General features: G+C 64.1%; 27 protein-coding genes and 1 pseudogene. 4 read left to right on the forward strand and 24 right to left on the reverse strand.

Annotated features, from left to right (window positions below; all coding sequences use genetic code 11):
- Positions 1–13: 13 nt before the first annotated feature.
- Complete coding sequence (locus B3T59_RS03170) at positions 14–1,243, reverse strand: citrate synthase (protein ID WP_287001474.1); 1,230 nt, start codon at positions 1,241–1,243, stop codon at positions 14–16.
- 54 nt (positions 1,244–1,297) lie between these two features.
- On the opposite strand from B3T59_RS03170, the gene B3T59_RS03175 reads away from it, so the two are divergent.
- Together B3T59_RS03175 and B3T59_RS03180 are read left to right on the forward strand one after the other, a co-directional pair.
- On the forward strand, positions 1,298–2,443 hold the full coding sequence (locus B3T59_RS03175) for a citrate/2-methylcitrate synthase (RefSeq protein ID WP_064861270.1): 1,146 nt from the start codon (positions 1,298–1,300) through the stop codon (positions 2,441–2,443).
- A 61-nt stretch (positions 2,444–2,504) separates the two neighbouring features.
- Complete coding sequence (locus B3T59_RS03180) at positions 2,505–3,029, forward strand: DUF1697 domain-containing protein (protein WP_064906596.1); 525 nt, start codon at positions 2,505–2,507, stop codon at positions 3,027–3,029.
- Positions 3,030–3,031: 2 nt separating this feature from the next.
- Here the strand turns inward: B3T59_RS03180 and B3T59_RS03185 are convergent, their stop codons facing one another.
- From B3T59_RS03185 to B3T59_RS03205, 5 genes are all read right to left on the reverse strand, one after another.
- Positions 3,032–3,514: a hypothetical protein gene (locus tag B3T59_RS03185; RefSeq protein ID WP_005203292.1), complete on the reverse strand. Its 483-nt coding sequence runs from the start codon at positions 3,512–3,514 to the stop codon at positions 3,032–3,034.
- Positions 3,515–3,565: 51 nt separating this feature from the next.
- A complete protein-coding gene (locus B3T59_RS03190) occupies positions 3,566–4,531 on the reverse strand; it encodes an isopenicillin N synthase family dioxygenase (RefSeq protein ID WP_005203293.1) in 966 nt (321 codons plus the stop codon).
- A 33-nt stretch (positions 4,532–4,564) separates the two neighbouring features.
- A complete protein-coding gene (locus B3T59_RS03195) occupies positions 4,565–5,017 on the reverse strand; it encodes a MarR family winged helix-turn-helix transcriptional regulator (protein ID WP_051993741.1) in 453 nt (150 codons plus the stop codon).
- An 81-nt stretch (positions 5,018–5,098) separates the two neighbouring features.
- Positions 5,099–5,842 (reverse strand): hypothetical protein, encoded by a 744-nt coding sequence (locus B3T59_RS03200; RefSeq protein WP_005203295.1) that lies wholly within the window; start codon positions 5,840–5,842, stop codon positions 5,099–5,101.
- On the reverse strand, positions 5,842–6,255 hold the full coding sequence (locus tag B3T59_RS03205) for a CoA-binding protein (RefSeq protein WP_267626564.1): 414 nt from the start codon (positions 6,253–6,255) through the stop codon (positions 5,842–5,844). Before B3T59_RS03205 ends, B3T59_RS03200 begins: the two co-directional genes overlap by 1 nt.
- 155 nt (positions 6,256–6,410) lie before the next feature.
- Between B3T59_RS03205 and B3T59_RS03210 the strand changes: the two genes are divergently transcribed.
- On the forward strand, positions 6,411–6,878 hold the full coding sequence (locus B3T59_RS03210) for a hypothetical protein (RefSeq protein WP_005177875.1): 468 nt from the start codon (positions 6,411–6,413) through the stop codon (positions 6,876–6,878).
- Between the two features lie 1,688 nt (positions 6,879–8,566).
- On the opposite strand, the gene B3T59_RS03215 is transcribed toward B3T59_RS03210, so the two are convergent.
- From B3T59_RS03215 to B3T59_RS03295, 17 genes are all read right to left on the reverse strand, one after another.
- The gene (locus B3T59_RS03215; RefSeq protein ID WP_064906262.1) at positions 8,567–9,052 is read right to left on the reverse strand and encodes a phage protease; all 486 of its coding nucleotides are present in this window, start codon (positions 9,050–9,052) and stop codon (positions 8,567–8,569) included.
- 11 nt (positions 9,053–9,063) lie between these two features.
- On the reverse strand, positions 9,064–9,939 hold the full coding sequence (locus B3T59_RS03220; RefSeq protein ID WP_064906260.1) for a major capsid protein: 876 nt from the start codon (positions 9,937–9,939) through the stop codon (positions 9,064–9,066).
- A 13-nt stretch (positions 9,940–9,952) separates the two neighbouring features.
- Positions 9,953–10,330, reverse strand: a complete 378-nt coding sequence (locus B3T59_RS03225; RefSeq protein WP_064906257.1) for a capsid cement protein — start codon at positions 10,328–10,330, stop codon at positions 9,953–9,955.
- Position 10,331: 1 nt separating this feature from the next.
- Positions 10,332–10,883 carry a hypothetical protein gene (locus B3T59_RS03230; RefSeq protein WP_064906284.1) on the reverse strand — a complete coding sequence of 184 codons (552 nt, stop codon included), beginning with the start codon at positions 10,881–10,883 and terminating at the stop codon, positions 10,332–10,334.
- A 2-nt stretch (positions 10,884–10,885) separates the two neighbouring features.
- Positions 10,886–11,284, reverse strand: a complete 399-nt coding sequence (locus B3T59_RS03235; protein ID WP_064906255.1) for a helix-turn-helix domain-containing protein — start codon at positions 11,282–11,284, stop codon at positions 10,886–10,888.
- Positions 11,274–11,552, reverse strand: coding sequence for a hypothetical protein (locus tag B3T59_RS03240; protein WP_064906253.1), 279 nt, complete (start codon positions 11,550–11,552; stop codon positions 11,274–11,276). The genes B3T59_RS03235 and B3T59_RS03240 overlap by 11 nt, the downstream gene beginning before the upstream one ends.
- On the reverse strand, positions 11,545–11,721 hold the full coding sequence (locus tag B3T59_RS03245; RefSeq protein WP_197501571.1) for a hypothetical protein: 177 nt from the start codon (positions 11,719–11,721) through the stop codon (positions 11,545–11,547). The genes B3T59_RS03240 and B3T59_RS03245 overlap by 8 nt, the downstream gene beginning before the upstream one ends.
- Complete coding sequence (locus tag B3T59_RS03250) at positions 11,718–12,017, reverse strand: WhiB family transcriptional regulator (RefSeq protein WP_064906250.1); 300 nt, start codon at positions 12,015–12,017, stop codon at positions 11,718–11,720. The genes B3T59_RS03245 and B3T59_RS03250 overlap by 4 nt, the downstream gene beginning before the upstream one ends.
- Positions 12,014–12,424 carry a hypothetical protein gene (locus tag B3T59_RS03255; RefSeq protein WP_064906282.1) on the reverse strand — a complete coding sequence of 137 codons (411 nt, stop codon included), beginning with the start codon at positions 12,422–12,424 and terminating at the stop codon, positions 12,014–12,016. The genes B3T59_RS03250 and B3T59_RS03255 overlap by 4 nt, the downstream gene beginning before the upstream one ends.
- A gap of 199 nt (positions 12,425–12,623) precedes the next feature.
- Complete coding sequence (locus tag B3T59_RS03260) at positions 12,624–13,868, reverse strand: winged helix-turn-helix domain-containing protein (protein WP_267626568.1); 1,245 nt, start codon at positions 13,866–13,868, stop codon at positions 12,624–12,626.
- A complete protein-coding gene (locus B3T59_RS03265; RefSeq protein WP_064906240.1) occupies positions 13,865–14,149 on the reverse strand; it encodes a DUF2742 domain-containing protein in 285 nt (94 codons plus the stop codon). The genes B3T59_RS03260 and B3T59_RS03265 overlap by 4 nt, the downstream gene beginning before the upstream one ends.
- A complete protein-coding gene (locus tag B3T59_RS03270; RefSeq protein WP_064906238.1) occupies positions 14,146–14,397 on the reverse strand; it encodes a DUF6011 domain-containing protein in 252 nt (83 codons plus the stop codon). Before B3T59_RS03270 ends, B3T59_RS03265 begins: the two co-directional genes overlap by 4 nt.
- Positions 14,394–14,675: a hypothetical protein gene (locus B3T59_RS03275; RefSeq protein ID WP_267626569.1), complete on the reverse strand. Its 282-nt coding sequence runs from the start codon at positions 14,673–14,675 to the stop codon at positions 14,394–14,396. The genes B3T59_RS03270 and B3T59_RS03275 overlap by 4 nt, the downstream gene beginning before the upstream one ends.
- A gap of 496 nt (positions 14,676–15,171) precedes the next feature.
- Positions 15,172–16,557: a recombinase family protein gene (locus tag B3T59_RS03280; protein ID WP_267626570.1), complete on the reverse strand. Its 1,386-nt coding sequence runs from the start codon at positions 16,555–16,557 to the stop codon at positions 15,172–15,174.
- Between the two features lie 100 nt (positions 16,558–16,657).
- Positions 16,658–17,530 carry a DMT family transporter gene (locus tag B3T59_RS03285; RefSeq protein WP_005203298.1) on the reverse strand — a complete coding sequence of 291 codons (873 nt, stop codon included), beginning with the start codon at positions 17,528–17,530 and terminating at the stop codon, positions 16,658–16,660.
- A 1-nt stretch (position 17,531) separates the two neighbouring features.
- Entirely contained in the window at positions 17,532–18,842 is a 1,311-nt protein-coding gene (locus B3T59_RS03290; RefSeq protein ID WP_005203301.1) for an NAD(P)/FAD-dependent oxidoreductase, read from the reverse strand.
- 3 nt (positions 18,843–18,845) lie between these two features.
- Positions 18,846–19,166, reverse strand: coding sequence for a hypothetical protein (locus B3T59_RS03295; protein ID WP_005203304.1), 321 nt, complete (start codon positions 19,164–19,166; stop codon positions 18,846–18,848).
- A gap of 90 nt (positions 19,167–19,256) precedes the next feature.
- Here B3T59_RS03295 and B3T59_RS03300 point away from each other — a divergent pair, with 90 nt between their 5' ends.
- On the forward strand, positions 19,257–20,957 hold the full coding sequence (locus B3T59_RS03300; RefSeq protein ID WP_039854707.1) for an FAD-dependent oxidoreductase: 1,701 nt from the start codon (positions 19,257–19,259) through the stop codon (positions 20,955–20,957).
- 2 nt (positions 20,958–20,959) lie between these two features.
- Here B3T59_RS03300 and B3T59_RS03305 read toward each other — a convergent pair.
- Positions 20,960–22,040 (reverse strand): annotated as a pseudogene (locus tag B3T59_RS03305) (alpha/beta hydrolase).
- Positions 22,041–22,053 lie beyond the last annotated feature (13 nt).

Here is a 22,053-nt window from a genome sequence, read left to right on the forward strand (position 1 = left end):
GAGCTTGTCGAGATCACACCCCCACCGGCCGCACGCCCGTGTACACGCCCTCGGGCCGAAACCGCAGCCGCTTCTCGCCATACTCCTCGAGCGCGTGCGCGGTCCACCCGACCATCCGCGCGACGGCGAAGATCGTCTCCGCGGCATCGGGGCGCATCCGATAGCTCAGGGCGAGCGCGGCCAACGCGAAGTCCGAGTTGACGAATGTCGACGACCCCAGCGCACCCATCACACTCGACACCGCTCTCATCACACGCGGGTCCCCGTCACCCGCGTCCCGCAGCATTTCCATCAACGTCACCGCGCGCGGGTCGCTCTGCCGGTAGACGACATGCCCGGTACCCGGAATCCGATCGCCCATGCGCAAGCGTTCACCGACAACCGACTCCGGATCGTCGAGAGCTTGGGCAAGAAACCGGTACGCGAAAGTCGTTGCGCCGCCGTGCATCGGACCGTCGAACGCGCCGAGGCCCGCACTGATCACCGCGTACACGCTTCCCCTCGCGCTCGCCGCAACGCGGGCTGCGACCGTTCCCGCGGACAGATCGTGGTCGGCGAGCAGCACGAGCGCCGCATTGAGCATCCCCACCCGCTCCGGCGTCAAGGGCTCGTCTGACAGAAGGGGCCAGAGCCGCGCCGCGAATCCATCAACGCCGACATGAGAATCGTCGACGACTTCGGTTCCGACGATCGCCTCCAGAATCGTCACCGCCTTGTCGGCCACCGCTGCGGGATCGAGTTGATGCCTGCGCGCGTCGTCGGCTCCGAGGAGGTCGACGATCAGCCGGATTCGATCAAGACCTCGCGCGGTCGGGCCAAGCGCGGCGTCGACTCGCCCCGGCACATCGCCGACCACTCCTGGCGGAGTATCTAGCCACGATTGCTCCCACAACAGTGCCGCCACCTGCTCGAATGACATGTCCCGCGCCAGGTCGCCGACGTCGTGTCCCCGGTAGTACAGCCGGTCGTCGTGCAGATAGGACAGTTGCGTCCGGATGCGTTCGACGACGCCCGCCGGCGGCCGTGGACGGCCTTCGGTCAACAACTTCTCGACCTCGTCGACCGGAAACACGCTCCCCGAGACACCGTCGATCCGCTGACTCTGCAACCGTCCACGACTGACGTAGGCGTAGACCGTTGATGTCTTGACCCCCAACACCTTTGCGACCTGTGCTGTCGTCAAGTAGTCGCGTCCGTCATGGTGCACAGGGGTCGGCCAGCGGCGTCGATGAATGCGTTGCACATATTGATTGAATCAACATTGACGATGATGCACCAAGGGGTGATCGTTGCAGTCATGACTGATGTGCTGATCGCGCCCGCAGGCCTCGCGAACGTCGTCGTTGCCGACACCGAAATCGGCGATGTCCGTGGCGATGAGGGCTTCTACCACTACCGTGAATTCTCGGCGCTCGACCTCGCGCGCACCAAGACCTTCGACGACGTGTGGTTCCTGTTCGTGCACGGGCGTCTACCCGACGAGGCAGAGTTGCGCTCCTTCGTCGCGGCGACCAGAGCGCTGCGGACACTCCCCGACGAGATATCCGGCATCCTGGCGACGTCGGCAATGCTCGGTGGAGAACGTGAACTCCTGACCGGTCTGCGCACGGTGATGTCGGCGCTCGGCCCCACCTTCGGGGTGCGGCCCCTCTGGGATTCCGACGCGCAGGCGCGGCAATTCGACGCTCTGCGGGCAACCGCACTCACGCCGACGATCCTCGCAGCGCTGCACCGCATTCGCACAGGCCAGGAGCCGCTTACGCCGCGAGACGACCTGAGCGTCGCAACCAACTGGCTCTACCTCATCACCGGCACCGAGCCATCACGGGAGTACGCCCGCGCCGTCGAGCAGTACCTCATTCTGACCATGGATCACGGATTCAACGCCTCGACCTTCACCGCGCGTGTCATCGCGTCGACAGGAGCCGACGTCCACGCGGCCTTGTGCGGCGCGCTCGGCGCATTCTCGGGTCCGTTACACGGCGGCGCCCCCGATCGCGCGCTCGACTCCCTCGACGAGATCGTCGCCCATGGCGACGCCCTGACGTGGGCGCGCGAGCAGGTGGCGCAGCGTCGTCGGATCATGGGTTTCGGTCACGCCGTCTACCGCACCGAAGATCCGCGATCGGTGCTGTTGCGAGAGGTCGCGCAAGGTCTCGGCGGACCGACGGTCGACGCCGCGATCGCGGCGGAACAGGCGATCGTGCAGGCGTTGGCCGAAGCGCACCCCGACCACCCGCGCTACGCCAACGTCGAGTTCTACGCCGGCGTGGTGATGGACGCCTGCGGCATTCCACGCTCGATGTTCACGCCGACCTTCGCGGTGAGCCGCACGGTCGGGTGGTGTGCCAACATCCTCGAACAGGCGAACAGCCGCAAGATCATTCGGCCCGCCGCTCGCTATGTCGGTCCGCCACCACCCGAGCGGCCACTCGTGATCTGAACGCTCAGGTCAGGACCAACGACGCTTACTCGCGCACCAGAGTCGGTGCGACACTGTACACATGACACGTCGAGCAGTGCTGATCAGAGCCATCAACGTCGGAGGCGCGAAAGTTCCGATGAAGGAATTACGCAGCATCGCAGCCGATCTCGGGGCAACCGACATCTCGACGTACATAGCTTCTGGCAACCTGATCTGCACGCCACCCGCGGCATCGAACCATTTCGACAGAGCACTCGAGGCTGCAATCGAGCAGCGCTACGGATTCTTCCGTGAAGTGATCAGTCGTTCCCGCGACGAGCTCGTGACCGCTCTCGACATCCACCCTTTCGATGTCGTCGACGAGAAGTTCTCCTACGTCTACTTTCTGGTCGACGCGCCACCGGAGGATCGATTGAAAGCGTTCTCGGACAAGGACTTCGGCAATGATCTTTGTGAGGTCGTCGGCTCCGACCTGCACATCCGCTACGCAGAGGGCGCAGGCACCTCGAAGCTGACGGCACCCGTGATCGCCCGAGGACTCGGCGTACAGGGCACGGGTCGCAACCTACGCACCGTCCGCAAGCTGATCGAGTTGACCGCCTGAGATCACACGCGCCCGATGGTGCTGATCGCGGCGTCGATATCGCTGCGCTGCTGCTCGGCGGGCGTCTCCCACAGCTTCTTCGGTAGTTCCTCGAGTTCGACGATGGCGGCATCGATCGCTTCGAGCTCCGACTCCCGCCCCTCCTCGGGGAGCGTCGAGGCGTGAATGAGCTTGTCGTCCAAGTCGAACACGGCTGCGTCGAGGCGGTCGCGCTCGGCCACCAGGCCGGCGTCGTTGGCGATCCACGGGTTCTGGTGCACGTCGGCAATCGCGTAGCGGATTCGACGGTGCATCCGAGCCTCCCGCGAGGTCGACGTCGTCCAGTCATCCGGGGCGCGGCTCGGCTGGCCGGGGATGAGGTCGTTGGAGCGGGCGAAGCGTCGAACCCGCTTGTCGGAGTCGACGGCGAACCACGCCGCTCCCGCCAGAATGATCAACGCGACCACGATGGTCACGATGATGACGATCCACGCGACCGCGTTCATGACTGGACTCCCTGCACCGACACCTCACCCGACACGGACATAAGTCCGACCTTAGCCGTGGTGACGCGCCGCGACGTCGGGATGCGCGCGTGTCCTCGACTTCCACGCGTTCTCGCCGTACGTCGAGTAGAGCGGATTGGCCGGATCCTCTTCGACACCGCGTGAGAGTTGCGCGAGGTCGGGCGGGAGGGCGAGCGTCGGGACCCGGGCGTCGAGCGCCGGATTGAGGAAGTAGGGGATCGAGATCCGATCGGTGCCCGGCGCCGGGGCGAGCACCCGATGTCGCGTCGCCCGCAGGAAGCCCCCCGTCGCGACCTCGAGCAGTTCTCCGATGTTGACGATGAAGGCGCCCTCGAGCGGCGGCGCGTCGATCCACTCGTCTGCGCCCGCCTCGACCTGCAGGCCTGTCGAATCCGGTTCGACGAGCAGCAGTGTCAGAACGCCTGAATCCTTGTGTGCGCCAACGCCTTGCGATGTCTGGGTGGTGCCCGGATAGCGCACCACCTTGATCAGGGTGGCCGGTGCCGTCGCGAAGGCGTCGTCGAAGACGGTCGCGTCGCCGGTGAGTGCGTGCGCCCAGTGACGCAACAGCTCGAGCCCGACCCCCGACAGCGCTGCGTCCCACTTTTCGAACGCGGGACGCAGCTCCGGAAGGGCAGACGGCCACAGGTTCGGCCCCTGCAGATTCCAATATCCCTGAGCGTTCTCGATCACGTCGCGCTCGGGGCCGATGTCGATCTGTTCGCGCCAGTCGACCTGCGAGTTGGTGAGTTCTCCGCCGAGGCGCGAGTAACCGCGGAAGTGAGGGCTCTCGAGTTGGCTGATCTCCTCCTTGGCTTGCGCGGGAAGCGCGAAGAAACGCCTGGCCAGAGCCAAGATCTCGTCGATCTGCTGTTGCGGGACGCCGTGTCCGACGAGGTAGAAGAAGCCGACTCGGTGCGTCGCGTCGAGGAGCGCGGATTCGAATCCCACGGGATCGGAAGCTGCCGTGGAGAGGTCGATGATCGGTAGACCCATCGGTCCATTATCTACCCGAGCGCAATTCGGCTCCTACGCGCTCGGCACCCTCGCCGCCGCGACCGCGGCAGTGTTGACGCGGGTCAACACTGCGTGCAGCTCTTCGAGATCAGCCAGCTCGACGCCCAGCGCATCGACGACGGCTCCGGGAATCGACAACGCCTGCTCACGCAGAGCACGCCCCGACGACGTGAGTTCGACGTCGACGTTGCGCTCGTCGTCGCCGCGACGTCGTCTCACGATGAGCTGCTGTTGTTCGAGTCGCTTGAGCAGCGGTGAGAGCGTGGCGGAGTCGAGCTGAAGCACCGCGCCAATCTCTTTGACCGCCCTCGGTTCCGATTCCCAGAGCGCGAGCATGACCAGATACTGCGGATGCGTCAGGCCGAGCGGCTCGAGCAGTCGGCGATAGATGCGCAGCACCGAACGATTCGCCACGGCCAACGCGAAACAGACCTGCCGCTCCAGGAGCAGCGGATTGATGCCCATGTCGTGCGGATTGGCCGTGTCCTGCGAACTCACGTATTCAGTGTGTCATATTCAATCGTTCGCTATCGATTGGCGAGGCGCTCAGGTGGCGGTGCTCGGCGCGTCGGGGTCGGGCTGCGACGGCCTGCCCGCTACAAGGTCGGCAAGCTTGAGTCCGTAGGAGCCGAACCGCGCGTCGAAATGCTCGGCGCGATACGTGGCTCGGTTCTGTTTTGCCTTCGAATAGTGTTTGCGTGCCCATCGAGAACCGGGGCGCGCCAACCGAATTGCGCCGATCCACGCGACCGGCGGGAGGTAGGCGCCGATCACCGCCGTCGAATACTTGCCCTTGGCCACGCAGACAAGCAGCACGCCGATGTGCACGACGAGTACCACGAGAATGACGAGATGGCCTGCGCCGAACCGCGCCGATTCGTCGTCGTCGGTGGTGACGGGATTGAGACCGAGCAGCAGGAGCCCGAGTGCCGCCACCGTGAGGGCAACCACCTGCACCGAGAGTTGTCCCTCACGCGACCAGTACACGTCCTGCATGTGCAGGATCATCGCGAACTCGTCGAGCACCAACGACGCCCCGATACCGATGAGCACTGCCGCGATCTCCCCGGCGGGCGCGGTGCCGTCGGCGGCCACGGAGGTGATGGCGCCGATGATCAACAGGATGATCCCGGGTACCGCGTGATGGATGTGCACGCCGCCGGAGACATTGTTGCGGAACGGTCCTCTACCCGCGCGGATCAGGCGGGTGATGACGCGGGTGATGACGAACGTCAGCAGAAACGCCACGAAGAGCAGCGCCAGTGGTAGTCCCGCCGGACCGTGGTTCATTACTTCGGAGTGATCCCGGTGCGCTGCTGCTCGATCTTGAGACAGCGATCCTCGACGTAGAGCAGGCCGGCTTCCTCGGCGATCGCGCGCGCCTCCGGAGACGTGATCCCCAACTGCAACCAGAGCGCCTTCGCGCCCGCGGCGACGGCTTCACGGGCGATCTGCGGGCAGTCGGCCGACGGGCGGAAGACGTCGACGAAATCGACCTGCTCCGGAACGTCGGCGAGGGTCGGGTAGACGGTCTCCCCGACAATCGTCTCGGCAGTGGGATTGACCGGAATGATGCGCCAGCCCAGCGACTTCATCAGCGCGGGAACCCCGTTCGACGGCTTGGCGGGGTTGGCGCTGGCCCCGACAAGCGTACGACTTGAACCGTTCTTATATGAGAACGGTCCCGCTCGGTGTTCCAGCACCGGACGAGACCTCGGCCCACAACGGATCGGAATTCCGTCATGAACCATGCCCGGATCATACATCTCGCCGATGTCATCACGATCATCGTGACAGCTTCGCTTTATCTCTTTCCTCTCGCTGTCCTCCGCGTCTGCATCGACCTGGGGTGGCACGCATGAGCCTCACAGTTGTCGCAGTTCGACGCTCGGAACCATCGGATCTGTCCCAGTTCGGCATCACCGTCAAGCAACGCAACGAGTCGCCGACCTACACGGCTGAGGACGGCGTCGTGTGGAAGTCTGCGTGCCTCATCTATGTCTGGGACGACGGGCGGATGACGGTAGTTGTGTTGACGGCGCTCACTGAGCGAGAACTCGGAGTCGTCTACGGACTCGCAGAAGACGTGTTCAGTGCCGGCGTCGCGAAATGCAAATACGAGAAGTGGACGCGGCTGCGGAAGACCAATCGGCGTCGCATCGGCGGGTACCGGGTTCACTACTACGTGCGTGCCGACGACGCTGATCCCCATAAGAAGTGGATGTCGGCGGCGATGGGCGACGAGCCAGAGAAGCTGTTGAGCACGTTGAAGGAGTCGGTTGACACCGAGGTCTCCGAGCAAGACCGGGGCACTGTGCAGCACTGAGGTGCTCAGCACGGGGCTGCTCTTCACCAACAAGTGGATAAGAGCAGACCGACCTGACGACTATGCCGCAACCGTGGGTGTCATGTACACGGTTGGCCCCGCGCGGTGCTCATCACCGCGACTGCATGGCGAATTTCACCACGCAGCCTCCTAACGCCCTGACGGCTCAACCGTTGTGCTCATCTCAACGGTTGCCGGGTTCAACTCCCAGCAAGGGCACTCAGCGCACGCAACCACTCCAACCGCGTGCCCGTCGTTTCCCGGTGAGCTCGACGAAAACCAGCCACCAGCACGTAGCCCAGTCCCTCACCGTGCTTGAGGGCCACCACTCGCGTCGTCGCGAAACGCGAGAGAAGGTGCCATGACGATCACACCTGTCCAACGGACACGGTGCTAGCAGTCGTGGCCGGACGCGATAGGGGCATGGTTGTCGTGGGTCGAACGGGATGGGGTTCAACGCGCGGCCACCCGTAGGGTGTCGATACAAGCGGTAGCTGCATTGAGAGTTTCCCAACGCAGGCCCACGACCTACTCCGAAGCCCTGAACGTGACATAGGCATCGCAGGACGTGATGAAACAACTCGGGCCACTCGTCTGCTCCAAATACGGCAGACCATCCGAGCCATTCACCCGAATGTGCTTGAGCTTCTCCGGCTCGCCACACGCCGCGCAATCGTTTCCAGTCAGTTCAAACCACGAGGCCATAAACGGACAATAGCCCCAAAATATCGAGACCGGGGGAACCACCTGACTGGCCGAGGTAGTCAGGTTTTTCTCTCCCCCGGCGAAAATGCCCTAGGAAGAGGTCTGCCGGGTAATGCCGGGGCCATAGAATCCGTGACCGTGAACCTATGGCAGGTTGTCCCAGTAGCAGCGCTCGTCTCGACGGTTGTAACGCTCGTACTCCGATGGTTCGACCGGCCTAGACCAGTAATCCGCCTCGAGGGTCGGCTCGTAAGCGACGCGCGCCTCGGCTCTGGCTTCAACGGCAGATATTGGCCTGCCCCCTGCACCCTAATGAACATTGGCGACGGCGATGCCTACGACGTCAGACTTTTCGGATCGAACTGCGATCCAGGCGTTGAAACGGAAGGTGGACACTGGGCGTACTCCATGCCTGTCATTCACTCAGGTAGCACGGTCAGAATCCACTTAGGGCTTCCAGAAACATGGAGCGAGGCCGACGCTTCCGTCATTGTGACCTGGGCGCCACGGCCTGGCAGGTGGTTTCGTCGGCGTTCTACTTTTCCTATCCAGAACCTTCCAGTCGAGGAACTGCTTCCACCAGGCGCGTTGCCCATCGTGCAGATCCCGCACCGCGCGCGCTCAACGCGAGCACTCGAGGCACGCTCCATCCGTGCGCAACGCCAGAATGCGAGCCGAGAAGCCGATCAGTAGCCAGCCCCGGGCCATCGGAGCCGAAACCGCTGTGACCTGCGAAAATAAAAAAACCTGACTACCTCGGCAGTCAGGGTGTGGGGGGTGTCTGGATATTTGGTGGGGGTGCCGGGATGGGTAGACCCCCGCTCGCCCGTGGTGGGTTTGCGGGGGTCTGATGTCGGCGCGCTGGTCGGTCTGTGAGCTGGAAAGTCCACTGGTGGGGACGGGGGCTCTCGCGGCCATGCATTCCCGTTGCTGGAACTGGAGTTACGGCGAGGGTGTGTTTGACGCGCCGAACGTTGTGGGGGTTACCGGAACCAGGTTGCGGCGTCGGTCAGGTCGTCGGTGTCGGCGGCGTGCCCGATCTCGGTTCGGGGGACGGCGGTCTCGTCGGGGACGGAGGCGAGGACGTCGGCCATACCGGGGTCTGCGGTGATGAGTGTGACCCAGTGGTCACGTCGGGCCGGGGTGATCTTGCCCGCTCGGATCGCATCGTTGACCTGGCCGTCGATCTTGGCTTTCGCGGCAGCGGCTTTGACCTGTCGGCCTTCGGCGGCTTCGGTGCGGAGCGCGGCGAGGCTGTCGCTGTCGATGACCTCCATGCCGATGCGCTTCGCGGCAGCGGCGACCGCAGACGGCTTGGCGTCCTTGCTGTCGCCGGTGTTGGCGGCTTGCTTGGCGAGGTCGTCGATGACGGCGAGTATCGCGTCGGCGTCGGCGGGGTCGGTGTCGGCGGGCAGGCCCAGCAGTTCGAACAGTTGGCTGGTCTGGTCGTCGGTGAATGTCAGTGCCATGATCGTCTCCTTTATCCGGCGAGGCCGGTGATCTTCTTGGCGGCGTAGGGGCGGTCGACGGCGAACGCGGGCACACAGTAGGCCTGCACCCACGTGGAGCGCGTCGAGCGGTCGTCCCACTTGTCGACGGTCAGTGGGGCTTCGAATCCGACCGTGCCCACAGCACCGGCCTGCACTGCCCACCCGGTTCCGGCAGCGACGCGCGGGTTGGCGAACAGCGTCACGCCTGCACTCTTGAGCATGGCGTCGAGTCCGTCACCGTAGGCGACGCGCAGGCTGTGCGCTTCGTTCGGGTGTACGACCAGCAGGTCGTGGGTGACGCCGAGTTCCTCGAGGTCTGCGGCCAACTGTGCGGCCGAGAGGTCGGCGGTCGGCCGGGAGCCGGACGGGGTGAGTTGTGTTTCGGGACCGACGAGAACCAGATCCGACCAGTCGTGCCCGGTGACGGCTTCGATGGTGGCGTCGGCAATGGCGCCCATCGCGGCGACGTCGAGCTTGCGGGCAATCGTGTTCGACAACTGCGTAGTCTGCTGGTCTAGGTAACTGACGTCGTTGCGGCCGATCTGTTCGTCGCTGATCTGAAACTTGCCGCCCCAGTCCTCGACGACGGCGAGTTTGGGTTCGGGATCGACACCCTCGACAACCCGGTATTCGTTACCGGGAGAACGCTTCTCGACGTCGGTGGAGTAGAAGTCGGACGCCTGCACCACCGAATAGAGCATGCCGCCCCCGGTGACAGGTGCGCCGAGGTTGGAGAAAAACTTCGGCAGCAACAGTTGTTCGTCGGCGAGCTTGGCGATCTGGTTGCGGATGAGGGCGGGTTGCTTGAGTGCGACATCGACGGTCAGTCGACGCCCGGTCAGTTCGGGGATCAAAGCGTTGGGCATGGGTCAGTTCCTCTCAGAGAAGCGCGATTTCGGCGTCGGAGTTGTTGGTGGCGGCGGTGACGGCGTAGCCGACGACTTTGCCGCTGGTGGCGGTGATGACGCGGCCCGCGGTGCCGACCTCGACGTCGGCGCCTGCGGCGATCGCTGCTCCTGCGGTGACTTTGACAACGCCGTCACGTGCGACACCGACGAGCTCTCCGTTGTTGGCGTCGTGCTTGGCGACACCGAATGTGCGGGCACCTGCGGCGGCGGGTGCCACTGCAAGGTTGCCGTCCGCGGTGCGGTTGCCTGAGATTGCGACGAATCGGCGTGCGGTGATGGCGGCGGTCGCCTGGGCGGTGACATCACCACCGGGCGCGTACACGCGCGGGTTGGAGATAGAGGTCGACATGTTAGAGCACCTTCCGTTGGTTGCGGCGACGTCGAGCCGCGGCGATGAGAATGGTTGTGCGGTAACCGGTGTCGGGCCATCCGGCACCAGTGGTTGTGAGGGCGACACGTTTGCGGGCTGACGCGGCAACCAGATCCTGTAGCGAATCAAGGGACGTGATGGCGGGTGCGGCTTCGCCGAGCAGCGCGAGGCCGGTCAAAGCCAGCGGCCACACCGTGCCAGCACCGTCCTGAAAGTCGTAGGCAGCTTCCACGGAACGGTCCGGGTAGTGCAGTGGTGCGGCGTCGGCCAACCATGCCGGCATCACGAGATCACCGACCAGAGTGTCGCCGTTGTTGGTTGTGCGTAGTTTGTCGACGAATCCGAAACTGGGTGTGCCGTCGAATCGTTCGTCGGTGTGGCCGAGTTTGATCGGGGGTTTGCGTACGGCTCCCGCTGTGAAGGCGTCGATCATGGCGGCGATGTCGGCGCGGGTCACTGTCCACGGTCCGGTGGAAGCTTCCCAGGTGCCTACCTTCACCAGTTCGACGCCGGTGACGCGTTTTTCAGCCACGGTCACCCCTGTCGTTCGGCGCGGGCGACCACCGCTGCCGCTGGATATAGCCACCGCCCACCGGAACGTACAGCAGGGAGCCGACCACGGCGCGCGAGGTCTCGGACATTGCCAGGGGTGCATCCGAGGATGTTTGCGGCGCGTTCGGTATCGACGAACTCATAGGCAGACAATGCGTCACGATCCGCCGAATCCTTTGCGCCACTGACGTACCCGCTAGTGGTAGAGCGTGTCGCGTCAGAACTCGCGCGAGAAAGGCGGCGTTCGAGGTCGACCAGCCGAGGCGACGGACGTGAACCTTGCTTGGCCTCGAGTAGTGCGGCGAGTAGTTTCATCGCGCGTGCGAGGTAGTCGGCGTCGGAGGCATCGAGCAGCACACCGGAGACCTTCTCAATCGTCATCAGACACCCCATAGAGGACCGTGAGCCGATCCTGTAGCTGTGTGGGTTCCTCACCGTTGCGAGGCAGGCGAGACAACGCCCAGAACAGGGCGACGTTAATGTCAACGGCGCTCGCCTGCTCGGTGACCCACAGATCGGTGAGCGCGGCGTTGAAGCCGTGATTGTCGGCGCGGTATCCGTGCAGGACCGCGCCGATCACCGCGCGCTCGATGCGCAGGCTACGGCGTACAGCTTTCACGTCCTGGTCGTCGGGGAACTTGTCAGTCATGCTGTTGTCTCCTGAGTTCGTCGATAGCTGCGACTAGATCAGTCGCCAGTTGTGTGGCTTCGTCGATGTCGAGGCCGTAGCGGTCACCGACCAACGTCACGACGACTGGCCGCGCATAGTCGCGGGTGACGTAGACCGACGCCGAACCGCCCCTGCCGTAGCGCCTCACGCGACGCTCCGTGGGCGACCAGGCAGGCGGGGCGAGCGAGCAGCGACCACCGAGCCGTCAGTGCGCCGCTGTGCCGCCCAGTCCCGGCACCGCTCGAGCACCGGGCAGCGATGACACAACGCTTCGGCGTTCTCGTGCCGGTACCGGGTGTCAGCGGCGTCCTCGTACGGGGCAGGCGGATCGAACAGTTCCGCCGAGCCGACACACAAGGCGCCCGACAGGTCTGCGGTGTCGGTGAGGATCGCCTCGAGTAAGTCGACCACGCCGCCTTCGCGACGAGACACGTTGCGGCTCATATCGCCTCCAGCGGTCCGTATAGCTCGACACGAATAGTTGCCGCTGCGTCGTCGACATACACGCGGTAGTGGCCGCGGTCGGGTGTGCCGGGGTCACGCAACCTCCGATCGGTGAAGAGGAGTCGTTCGCCGCGTTGCTCGACGACGGCCGCGAACACATGCGAGATGTGAATGCCGCCGTCGACGACCTCGGTGGCTCGGATTGGTCTGCCATCGGAGTAGTGGGTGAACTCGAAGGTGGCTCGGTGCAGATTGGCGACCGTCTCGGCGAGCGCATCGGTCTCGAACTGGTGGTCGTCGCAGACGCCGTGATCGCTGAGGGTGTCAATCACCCACGAGAAACAATCTGTCGTCTCGAGCGCGGCGTAAATCAACACGTCGGTCTCACGGTTTGGGGATTGGCTCATCGGTGTGTCTCCTTCGGGAAGCGGAATGGTCGTCGAATGCGGGCGCGTTGCACGGAGCCTCGAGGCCAGGCGATCGGCACGCATGTCAGGTGCTGGCCGCGCTCGATGTCCTCGTCAAAACTCATCGGGAACCGGCAGGCGCCACAGAGAGGGAGCCTCCGAGAGTTGTGCCAGATATGTAAGTAGGGGCGGGTAGGAGTCACCTGGAATCACCGCTCTTTCCAGTAGTCCTACGCGCAGGTACTAACTTTTCTGGCACAAGTAGGGACGACGGATCGATGTCGTCGGCGAGGAAGTATCGCCAAACGGTGCGCATGTCCCCTTGCTGTTCCTCGTCACAGGTGAGGACTCCCAACATGTGTAGCGCCTGGAGTTGGCGGTCGACGGTGTTGCGCGGTTTATCCAGCCGCTTGCGTACCTCGGTCGTCGATGAGCCTGGGTTCGCAGCGAGGTCGTCGACAATTGCCAGGCGCAGCGGAGGCATCGAGTCGCGCGCGCACCGGATCGCCAGCCGCAAGGCATGCTGGCGGTCCATTCCGAGCGCGACCGCGCCGCGCATCACCTGTGCGAGTTGCTTGGCGAATCGGGTGGGCATCTCGGGCGCGTGTGCGTCGATGACGTCGCCGCGGTAGTCGAACTCGACACCAGTGCGTGCGAGCGTCACCAGATCGGCAGCGGCGAGCACCTTGTCGGTCTCGTCCTCGGTGAGTGCGACGCCGACGAGATCTCTGTGCAGCAGCGAACCCACAACGTCCGTGAGGTCTGCACGCATCGCAGCCTCGTGGCCGGTGTTGCCGATAGCCTGCCTGCCGGCCTTCTGGCGACCAGAACGGGAATCCATGCGCACCAGCACGAACCGGTCACCCATTGACGCGATGGCCGCGTGCGCTTTATCCCAGGCGGTCGTGACGGCTCCGACGACAACGATGCGGCCATGCCAGTCGAGCGTGCGGCCACCATCGGAGCCGACGTTGCGCGACCAGTGCCCGTCGTAGACCTCGCGCAGCGCGGCGAGCACCTCGGCGCGAGCATCCTTGTTCATCGACAGAATCGACGTGACGTCCTTGACGACCAGCACGCCGCGGTCACCGATCTTTCGCAGGAGTCCGCCCGTCGCGTCCTTGGCGCGGTCCTTCTGTGCGGTCGCCGATAACAGGGCACCTGGTGATGAGACTGTCGATGTGACGATTGCACCAGCACCGGCGAGCGCCTGGGCTGTCTCGGTCTTAGCGTTGCCTGAACCGGAGATCAGTAGCAACCAGAGCGGGTCTCCGTCGAGTTGCTCGACAGCCGCAGCAGCGAGCACCGCGTCGAGCGCGTCGGTGTCGTAATCGTCACCGAGCCAGTCGGTGAAGGCCGCGTGGACGTCAGCGAGAGTCGCTGTCTGACAGGGTAATCCGTTCTCGTCAAATTCGGGCGCGTCGTAGAAGTTGGGCACGCTCATGTGATCACCCGCTCAACGAAAGCGCCGGAACGAATTGCGGCGTCACGGTCACGGAGCCGCTTGGCGACGGCATTCCAGTCCGCAGCCTGCGAGATCGCCAGGGCCGCATCCTTCATCGCATTCCGACTGTCCTCGAGTGCGTCGAGCTCCTGCTCCAAACAGCCGCGGACGCCCGCAGTGAGCAACGCACAGAACATCGCCCGGTCGACACCCTCGGGCAATTCGACGTCGATGAGTTTGTACCGAAGATTGTTTGCGCGCTCATAGGTCAGTGACGTCATGCGTCACCGTCCTTGCTCCGGCAAACCGGGCCACGATGCAACGCAACGGATTTCGGAGCTACGAGCCACGACCCGCACGACGTGCACTGCACGGCAGGCCGGTAGCCGAGTTCGACGACGACAGACACGGCAGCGACCTCAGAGCGCTCCTCAACGGTGAGCGGTTCGCTATACTCGAGGTAGTCGCGCACCCACTCGACTGCTTGAGATTCCCCGGCTCGCCCGCCGGGGTTTTTCTTTGCAATCATTCGACATCGCCGCCGATGGCGTCGTGATCGACGTCGACGAGACCGAGGTCCGCGTGTTCGGCCTGGGGTCGTGGACCGACGCGGAGCAGAGCCGCGATTCGTTCGCGTTGCTCATCTGTGAGTGGTGGAGCAGACGCAACTACCTCGGTGACGTGAGACGCCAGCCGTTCGGCACGCAGGTCACGGTGTGCAGCTTGAAGATCTGGATCGTCCGACTCCCTGGATCGGGAGAGCGCAGCAATTCGACCGCGCGCCGACTTCGCAGCAGGAGAGAGCATTGTGGGCAGCTTTCAATCGGCCCGCTTTCACGGGCCCGAGATTCGCTGCCGACTCAGGTGAGACGGTGCACTGCGTTCGTAACCGCAGCTCCTTCATTGATGCTACCGCAGGATTGCTACAGTCGGCCGATTGCAGTTTCGAGTGTGTCGAGTTTGACAGAGGTTTCACCTGCGTTCACCAAGCGATCGAGAATGGGAGACAGCTTCGACTTAGACACGACGAACGACCCCGGAAAACTCCATTTGTCACCGCTTCCACCGACGATAGGCACGTCGGATGAATGCCCTGGTGGGGTCGAACCGTACGCCCCTACCCAAGCGCCAGGGTTTCGCACGCTCAGCCCAAGGCCTTGAGCATGTCTGTGGTGCATCCGGCCTTGGCGTTCCGAGAGCTTCTGCTCGACTCGCCATTCCCCGGTCCCGTCATCTCGCACCATATGACAAAGTGTGCGCCATCGCCCAATCACTTGAAATTGCACACTGATTTCAGTTTCGCTCATTGCTTCCATTCCACTTTCACTCGTTCGCTCACATGAAAGTCTTTACGCCGAGCTCGCCCAGGGCCGAGTGGTAGCACCGTCACAACCATTAGCGCGTCGATGATCTTTCCTCGAATATCGGCCGTCAGCGAATCCCATTGAGATGCAATATCTTCCGCCAATATCATGCCGGCAACTGGGGAGGACTCACGCGCGACCGCCAATTGTTTATCCAATCGGTCTATGTCGGACTGGATTCTCGCACTGCCAAGGCGTAGCTGCGAACCGTCGATACTTCCCGTCGCGAAAAGCGCCGCCAACTCATCTTTCCGTGCTTGAAGTTCGGCGCGACGCCGACGCACATCCGACAAGTCCACATCATCGTCAGACGTAAAAACAGAAATCGCATCCTGTCTTGAGAGCCTTTCCAAGACAAGGGCGCTCACAAACTCGTCTAACGGAGCTTGCATCTGCGAGAGGTGATAACTCCGCGAGCACTGATAGTACCGCTCGCGCTTCACCCCGTGTTGCACGCGCATCGGCGCATCACATCGGCCGCAGCGGTAGACACCGGCGCCCTGGTTCCTTCGAGCGAAAGACACGTAGGACCGTCGACTCGGGTCGGACACGATGGTTCGGATTGCATTGAGGGTGTCGGCGTCGTAGATGGCGGGCCACTGGGCGGGTCCGACGATCTTTCCATCGGACTCGACGAGGCCCGCGTTTCGGGCGCGCGTCAACACGCGCCGGACGCTGGTCGCGGTCCAGCGATTCCCCTGACTTGTCGTGAACCCTTCCGCATTCCAAGCCCGCGCCGTCGACATCAACGACGCACCTGCGAGTAGGTCGTCAGCCGCCTTGCGGATGCGTGCTGCCTCCGTCTCGTTAAGCACCATCCCGCCGACCTCGTAGCCGATTGGCCGAACGCCGCCCCGGTACTTGCCCTCACGCGCCTGTGCCTCCTTGGCGCTCCGGATGCGCTCCGCGGATCGCTCGACCTCGTAACGTGAGATCGAGGCGAACATTGTTGCGCTCAGCCGTCCGCTTGGTGTCGACAGGTCGACTTCACCTGCGCGGCAAGTTCGAATCTCGATTCCGCGGTCGTCGCAAATCTCGATCAGTTCCGACAGGTCGGGGATTGAGCGATACAGCCGGTCTGTATGCCAGGCCAGGACCGCGCCGACGTTCCCGGTCTTGAGCTTGTCGAGCATCCGCCGATACTCCGGTCGCGGCTTGCCGCTGTAGGCACTCACGTCGTTGTCTGTGTAAGTCTCGACGACAGACCAGCCGAGGGAGTCTGCGAGCTTGAAACAATCGGAGCGCTGGCGCTCTACGCCGACGCCTTCACCGGTCCGATCCTGTGAGATTCGGCAGTACACCACTGCCGGTGAGTCGATAGGCACGAAGACAGTCTATCTTGACTTTGTGTCCCGACGACCGTGATCGTGTCGAAGGTGCGCAGGATCTGTTCGGCGACATCATCGGTGCTCATGGTGTCCAAGTCTAGGTGTGCGCTCCCTGCGCGGCGGGCTGCTCGCCTTCCTCGCTTGTCAACCACGCAACCAGCGACGCCCCGATGATGGCGCACACGAAGCCGACGGCCGCGAGCCACCCCAATCCGTCGACGGCTTTGTCGCCGAGGAACACCACGCCGACGATGGCGGGAAGACCCGTCTCTCCGACGACGAGCACCGCGGTGACGGCGTTGACCGGTCCGATCTGCAGCGCAAGGGTCTGGATGTAGAACGCCATGGCACCCGCGATCGCGATGGTCCACGCCGCCGGATCTTTCAGCACCGTGAGGGGGTCGAACGGGGAGACGCCGTCGAGCACGCGCACCGCAACTGCCAGCGCGCCGTACATGAGACCCGCGATTGCGCCGCCGAAGATGGCTCCGCGGCTTCCGAGTATCCGCATGACCGCGACGCCGAAGACGGCAACCGCGGTGGTGACCGCGAAGAGCGCCCAGTGGAACATCATGTCGGCGTGTGTCGACGCCTCCTTCGACGCCGATGCGCCCAGTACGCACAGTGCGAATACGACGAGGAGTATCGCCGCCCAGTCCTTGGCGTGCAGCGCGGTGTGGAGCATCACCGTGCCCAACAGCGCCGTCACGATGAGGTTGCCCGCCACGATCGACTGCGCGAGGAACAGCGGCAGGAAACGCGCCGCGACCGCTCCGCCGACGAATCCGAGCATCACGGTCAGTGTGCCGAGGAGAAACGTCGGATTGCGCAACGCCGCTAGTGCACCGCTCGCCGATCCGCTGTTGCCGGAGTCCTGTGCCGCCTCTTGTGCCCCTTTGGCACGCAGGACTGTCGAAAGTCCGTATGCCAGTGCTGCAAGGCAAGCCGCGACGATGCCGATGATGTACATGTCATTCGTCGGGGTAGGGCTGATGCGCTCTGCGAGGGTCGCCGTAGGTGATGGCTCGTTCGCTTCGAGTGCCCGTGATCAGCGTTGCAGACCAGGTCACCATTGCGCCCATCCGATTCCGAACGCCTGCGAGGAAAGCCACGTGGATCACTCCCCACGCGAGCCAGCCCAAGGTTCCCGACATCTCCAGCGGACCGCTCTGCACAATGGCATTGCGTCGCGCGATGTAGGCGGCATTCCCGAGGTCGTGATACGTGAACGGCTTACGTTCCGATTGTCCCGCAACGAGATCCGCGATCACGCCACCCACGTGACGTCCACCCTGCATGGCCACCTCGGCCACACCGGGCAGGTTGTTCAACGACGACGTGTCGCCCGCGACGAACACGTCGGGATGCCCCTCGACGGAGAGGTCGTCGCGCACCGGAATCCGCCCAGAACGATCCTGCTCGACGCCGAGCGCCTTGGCGAGAGTCCGTGCGAACGGGACGGCCTCGACTCCTGCGGTCCACAACGTCGTTCTGGCTTCGAATGTCGTGAGTTCGCCGGTCTTCTTGTCCTTGGTCTGAACTGTGTCCTCGCCGACGTCGACGACGTGGACACCGAGATGGGTTTCGACGCCGATCTTGTCGAGGGTGCGCTGCGCCCGCTTCGACAATGACTCACTGAACGAGGGCAAGACACGATCAGACCCGTGGAACAGGAGCACCCGGGCTTCGGTGGGATCGATGGAGTCGAACTCTCGTCCGAGTGAGAGCGTCGCCAATTCGCGTATCTGCCCGGCAATTTCGACGCCGGTTGGGCCGGCGCCCGCGACAGCGAACGTGAGCCATGCCCGACGCTCGTCGGGATCGGTGAGAGTCTCGGCAATCTCGAAGGCGCCCAACACTTGTCGTCGAATCGCAAGTGCGTCGTCGAGTGTCTTCATGCCGATCGAGTTCTCGATCGCGTCGTCGCAGCCGTGATACGCGGTACGCATGCCGGTCCCGACGACGAGGTAGTCGTAGCTGATCGTCGTGGGACTGCCGTCGGCCCCGAGAATGGTGAGAACCTTTGCCGCGACGTCGATATCGTCGGCCTCGCCGAGCACCACGTTGACATTGCGCTGGCGTCGAAGCAGATGCCTGATGGGGCTGGTGATCGCGCCTTCCGAGAGGATGCCGGTTGCGCACTGGTAGAGCAGCGGCTGGAAGAGGTGGCTGGTGCCACGGTCGATGACGGTGACCGAGACCGGCTCCTTCTTGAGTCGCCGAGCGGCGTGTACGCCGGCGAATCCGGCTCCGATGATCACCACGTGCGGCTTGGACGCCATACTTCAGGCTCCCGCACTAGAGGTGGCGGCGGTACGGGAGGTGACGGCGCACGTCGCGGCGCCGAATGCCCCGGTCACCGCGAAGACCGACGGCCATGCGCCGATCTTCTTGGCGAGTGGGTGCGAGAGCCCGAACGCCGCGAGGTAGCCCGTGAGAAGTCCGGCGGCGGGTCCGGGCCCCCGGCTCAGCCACTGCCGCGTGCACCAGGCGCCCGCCAGGCCGAGGACCACGCCCCCGAGAGGACGTTTGCCGGTGTACCGCGCGGTCGCATATCCGCCGATCAAGCCAGCGCTGGCGACACCGACAGTGGGATCCACATGCATGCCGGTCAGCCTAGCAATCTATTCCGCGCGGTTGCGTGGTTGCGCCTTCAGTCTCCACTCCACCGCGCCTTTTCCTGCCACACTGGAGTTATGGGTGATCAACCCGCAATCGTGCTCGTGTCGTCCGGCCACTCAGAGCAACTTCGCGGTGAGTTCGGTCGGTATCTCCGCGACTATCGCATCGAGTGTGCGGAGTCGGGGGTCGGAGCGATAGTGCTCCTCGGCAGCCTTGTGGGCGACGGGGTTCCGGTGGCGCAGATCGTCGTGGAGTCCGAGTTGCCGGACATGTCGGTGTTCGAGGCGCTGAGCACTTTTCGTTCCATCGTGCCGACGGCCAAACGCGTCGTCATCATCTCGTGGGAGAACTTCGGCACCCACATCGAGATGCTGCGACCCGCCCTCGCGAAAGGCAAGTTCGACACCTTTCTGCTGATGCCGCGTGGCGCTCGCGACGAGGAATTCCACTACGCGATCACCGAGATGCTGTCCGACTGGGGTGCGACCGTCGCGACCCCGGTCGTCGACTCCGTTCGCGTCATCAGCGACTCGTCGTCGGCGCTCACGCTGGGCATCCGAGACCTCCTCGACCGCATGGGGATGCCCAATCGGATGTACTCCAGCGACAGTGTCGAGGGGCAGGCGGCGCTCGCGCTGTACGACTCGGGTGGCGCACCGGTTCGGTTTCCGCTCGTCCAGTCCATGGCCCCGAAGTTGCGCAACCGTGTGATCTCACCGGGCACGCCACGCGACGTATCGGCGCTCATCTTCGGACGGCCATCGGATGTGGACGAGGACGAGGTCGTCGATCTGGCGATCGTCGGCGCAGGACCCGCGGGACTCGCGGCCGCCGTGTACGGCGCGTCGGAGGGCTTGTCGACGGTGGTTCTGGAATCCGATGTCGTTGGGGGACAAGCTGGTACGAGTTCGATGATCCGCAACTACCTAGGCTTCCCGCGTGGCATCTCGGGGATGCGTCTCGCGCAGCGTGCACGTACGCAGGCAACACGTTTCGGTGCGCGCTTCTACTCCGGGTGGCCTGTCGACGAACTGCGACTCGGCGTCGACGATGCACCGCATCGCCTCTGCACCGAGGGTGGCGACGTGCTTGCGAGGAGTGTGCTCATCGCGAGCGGTGTCGCGTATCGACGGCTGGGCGTCGAATCGCTGGAATCGCTTGTCGGGTCGGGTGTGAACTACGGTGCGGGAATGTCCGCGGCACGCGAGATGGACGGGCGCGACGTGTTCGTCGTCGGTGGTGGAAATTCTGCCGGGCAGGCCGCGATTCATCTCGCCCGCTTCGCGCGCTCGGTGACGATTCTGATTCGACGGTCAGACCTCACCGAGACGATGTCGCAGTATCTGATCGGGGAGATCGCGTATCACCCGCGGATCGATGTGCGTGGTACCACCGAGGTCATCGACGGCGGTGGCGATGGCCAACTCGAATGGCTGGAGTTGTGCGACACCGTCACTCGCGCCAGCGAGCGGGTGAGCGCAGGCGGACTGTTCTTGCTGATCGGTGCCGAACCGCATTGCGACTGGCTGCCCGACACGATTGCGCTCGACGATCGCGGCTTCGTACTGACCGGACGCGACGTTCCGAAGGATCAGTGGCCCGGCGAACTCCCGCCACCGAATCTCGCCACAAGTGTCGCAGGGGTTTTCGCCGCGGGCGACATCAGGGCACAGTCGATGAAGCGTGTCGCCGCATCGAGTGGCGAGGGAGCAAGCGCCGTCCCGATGGTGCACGCGTGGTTGGCCGCTCGGCGGACAGCATCAGCCGAGAGCTGACGTCACTTGTGCTGCAGCACTTCTCGTGTGTCGAGCTCGTCGAGGAACTCTTCGACGCGCGGCCACGTCTGTTCCGCAGCGGCGTCGCCTGCGATCAGGCCGAGATGACTGGTCTCGACGGTCTGGAAGTGCACGTCGGTTGAGCCGCTGAGAAGTTCGACGCCGTGGTGAGCGGCTTCCCAGCTCGCGATGGCGTCGCGGGTGGCTGCCGAAGAGTTGGATGGGCTTGCGGATCGTCGTCAGATCGACAATGCGAACATCGAAATCGACTACACCCGAAGCTAATTCGTCGCGGTAGACGAAGTTCTCCCACATCTGTAGCGACACCTTGCCCGCATAGCCCGGCATGGCGTTCTGGAATCGGTCGATGACCTGCATGCGAGCGAGCGCCTCGTGGTCGTCTGCGTTGCGCAGGATGTAGAGCGGCTTCTTGAGTTCGCGGTCGGCGGCCAGCGCGCGGTAGGCGATACGCACCAGTGGCGCGGGAATGCCGCCCATCACCTTGAGCGCGCCCGTGATCGGCACACCGCCGACCGGTTGCATGACCCGTTTGACGAGCGGGTACGGCGTCACGGGGTAGTCGAGCGGTGTACCGATCGCGGTGATCGAGCGCACCGGCAGGTCTGGGTGCGCCGCGATCATCAGGAGCGACACGGTCCCGCCCAGGCTCCACGCGGCGACGTCGACCTCATCGGCGGAGTAGTCGGTGAGCACTCGGTCGATCGCCTGCGGAACGATGTCGTCGAAGTAGGTCTCGAAGCCGACCTGCCGGTGTGCCTGCCCGACGTCGCCGAAGTCGACGACGTACGGGATGCGTCCCGCGGCGAGGAGATGCTCGACTGCCGATTGCCCCGGCCCGAGGTCGTAGCAGCGAGCAGGCACCGCGAGCGGCGGGACCAGCAGGATCGGCGGCCTGCCTGATGCGCGGGCGGCGGAAACCTGCTCGGCGGTGCCGTAGCGACGCAGCGTGCGCTGCGGATCGTCGAAGAAGGTGACGTGAGGGGTCTCGGTGTCTGGTGCAACCTGATGTCCGCCGAGGATGCGTGCCAGTGTCTGCACTCGTTTCCAGCGTGACGCGGCCATCTGCTCTCCTCCA

Origin of the sequence: Gordonia sp. UBA7860 (assembly GCF_002500165.1) — a bacterium.
Classification (GTDB): domain Bacteria; phylum Actinomycetota; class Actinomycetes; order Mycobacteriales; family Mycobacteriaceae; genus Gordonia; species Gordonia sputi.

Coding starts and splice junctions, on each gene's coding strand:
- B3T59_RS03235 (WP_064906255.1), bottom strand. CDS start 11,284: ATGACGATTGAGAAGGTCTCCGGTGTGCTGCTCGATGCCTCCGACGCC.
- B3T59_RS03200 (WP_005203295.1), bottom strand. CDS start 5,842: ATGAACCACGGTCCGGCGGGACTACCACTGGCGCTGCTCTTCGTGGCG.
- B3T59_RS03210 (WP_005177875.1), top strand. CDS start 6,411: ATGAGCCTCACAGTTGTCGCAGTTCGACGCTCGGAACCATCGGATCTG.
- B3T59_RS03195 (WP_051993741.1), bottom strand. CDS start 5,017: ATGGGCATCAATCCGCTGCTCCTGGAGCGGCAGGTCTGTTTCGCGTTG.
- B3T59_RS03190 (WP_005203293.1), bottom strand. CDS start 4,531: ATGGGTCTACCGATCATCGACCTCTCCACGGCAGCTTCCGATCCCGTG.
- B3T59_RS03215 (WP_064906262.1), bottom strand. CDS start 9,052: ATGGCACTGACATTCACCGACGACCAGACCAGCCAACTGTTCGAACTG.
- B3T59_RS03300 (WP_039854707.1), top strand. CDS start 19,257: ATGGGTGATCAACCCGCAATCGTGCTCGTGTCGTCCGGCCACTCAGAG.
- B3T59_RS03270 (WP_064906238.1), bottom strand. CDS start 14,397: ATGATTGCAAAGAAAAACCCCGGCGGGCGAGCCGGGGAATCTCAAGCA.
- B3T59_RS03175 (WP_064861270.1), top strand. CDS start 1,298: ATGACTGATGTGCTGATCGCGCCCGCAGGCCTCGCGAACGTCGTCGTT.
- B3T59_RS03255 (WP_064906282.1), bottom strand. CDS start 12,424: ATGAGCCAATCCCCAAACCGTGAGACCGACGTGTTGATTTACGCCGCG.
- B3T59_RS03295 (WP_005203304.1), bottom strand. CDS start 19,166: ATGCATGTGGATCCCACTGTCGGTGTCGCCAGCGCTGGCTTGATCGGC.
- B3T59_RS03180 (WP_064906596.1), top strand. CDS start 2,505: ATGACACGTCGAGCAGTGCTGATCAGAGCCATCAACGTCGGAGGCGCG.
- B3T59_RS03290 (WP_005203301.1), bottom strand. CDS start 18,842: ATGGCGTCCAAGCCGCACGTGGTGATCATCGGAGCCGGATTCGCCGGC.
- B3T59_RS03250 (WP_064906250.1), bottom strand. CDS start 12,017: ATGAGCCGCAACGTGTCTCGTCGCGAAGGCGGCGTGGTCGACTTACTC.
- B3T59_RS03225 (WP_064906257.1), bottom strand. CDS start 10,330: ATGTCGACCTCTATCTCCAACCCGCGCGTGTACGCGCCCGGTGGTGAT.
- B3T59_RS03265 (WP_064906240.1), bottom strand. CDS start 14,149: ATGACGTCACTGACCTATGAGCGCGCAAACAATCTTCGGTACAAACTC.
- B3T59_RS03240 (WP_064906253.1), bottom strand. CDS start 11,552: ATGACTGACAAGTTCCCCGACGACCAGGACGTGAAAGCTGTACGCCGT.
- B3T59_RS03185 (WP_005203292.1), bottom strand. CDS start 3,514: ATGAACGCGGTCGCGTGGATCGTCATCATCGTGACCATCGTGGTCGCG.
- B3T59_RS03260 (WP_267626568.1), bottom strand. CDS start 13,868: ATGAGCGTGCCCAACTTCTACGACGCGCCCGAATTTGACGAGAACGGA.
- B3T59_RS03275 (WP_267626569.1), bottom strand. CDS start 14,675: ATGCTCTCTCCTGCTGCGAAGTCGGCGCGCGGTCGAATTGCTGCGCTC.
- B3T59_RS03285 (WP_005203298.1), bottom strand. CDS start 17,530: ATGTACATCATCGGCATCGTCGCGGCTTGCCTTGCAGCACTGGCATAC.
- B3T59_RS03220 (WP_064906260.1), bottom strand. CDS start 9,939: ATGCCCAACGCTTTGATCCCCGAACTGACCGGGCGTCGACTGACCGTC.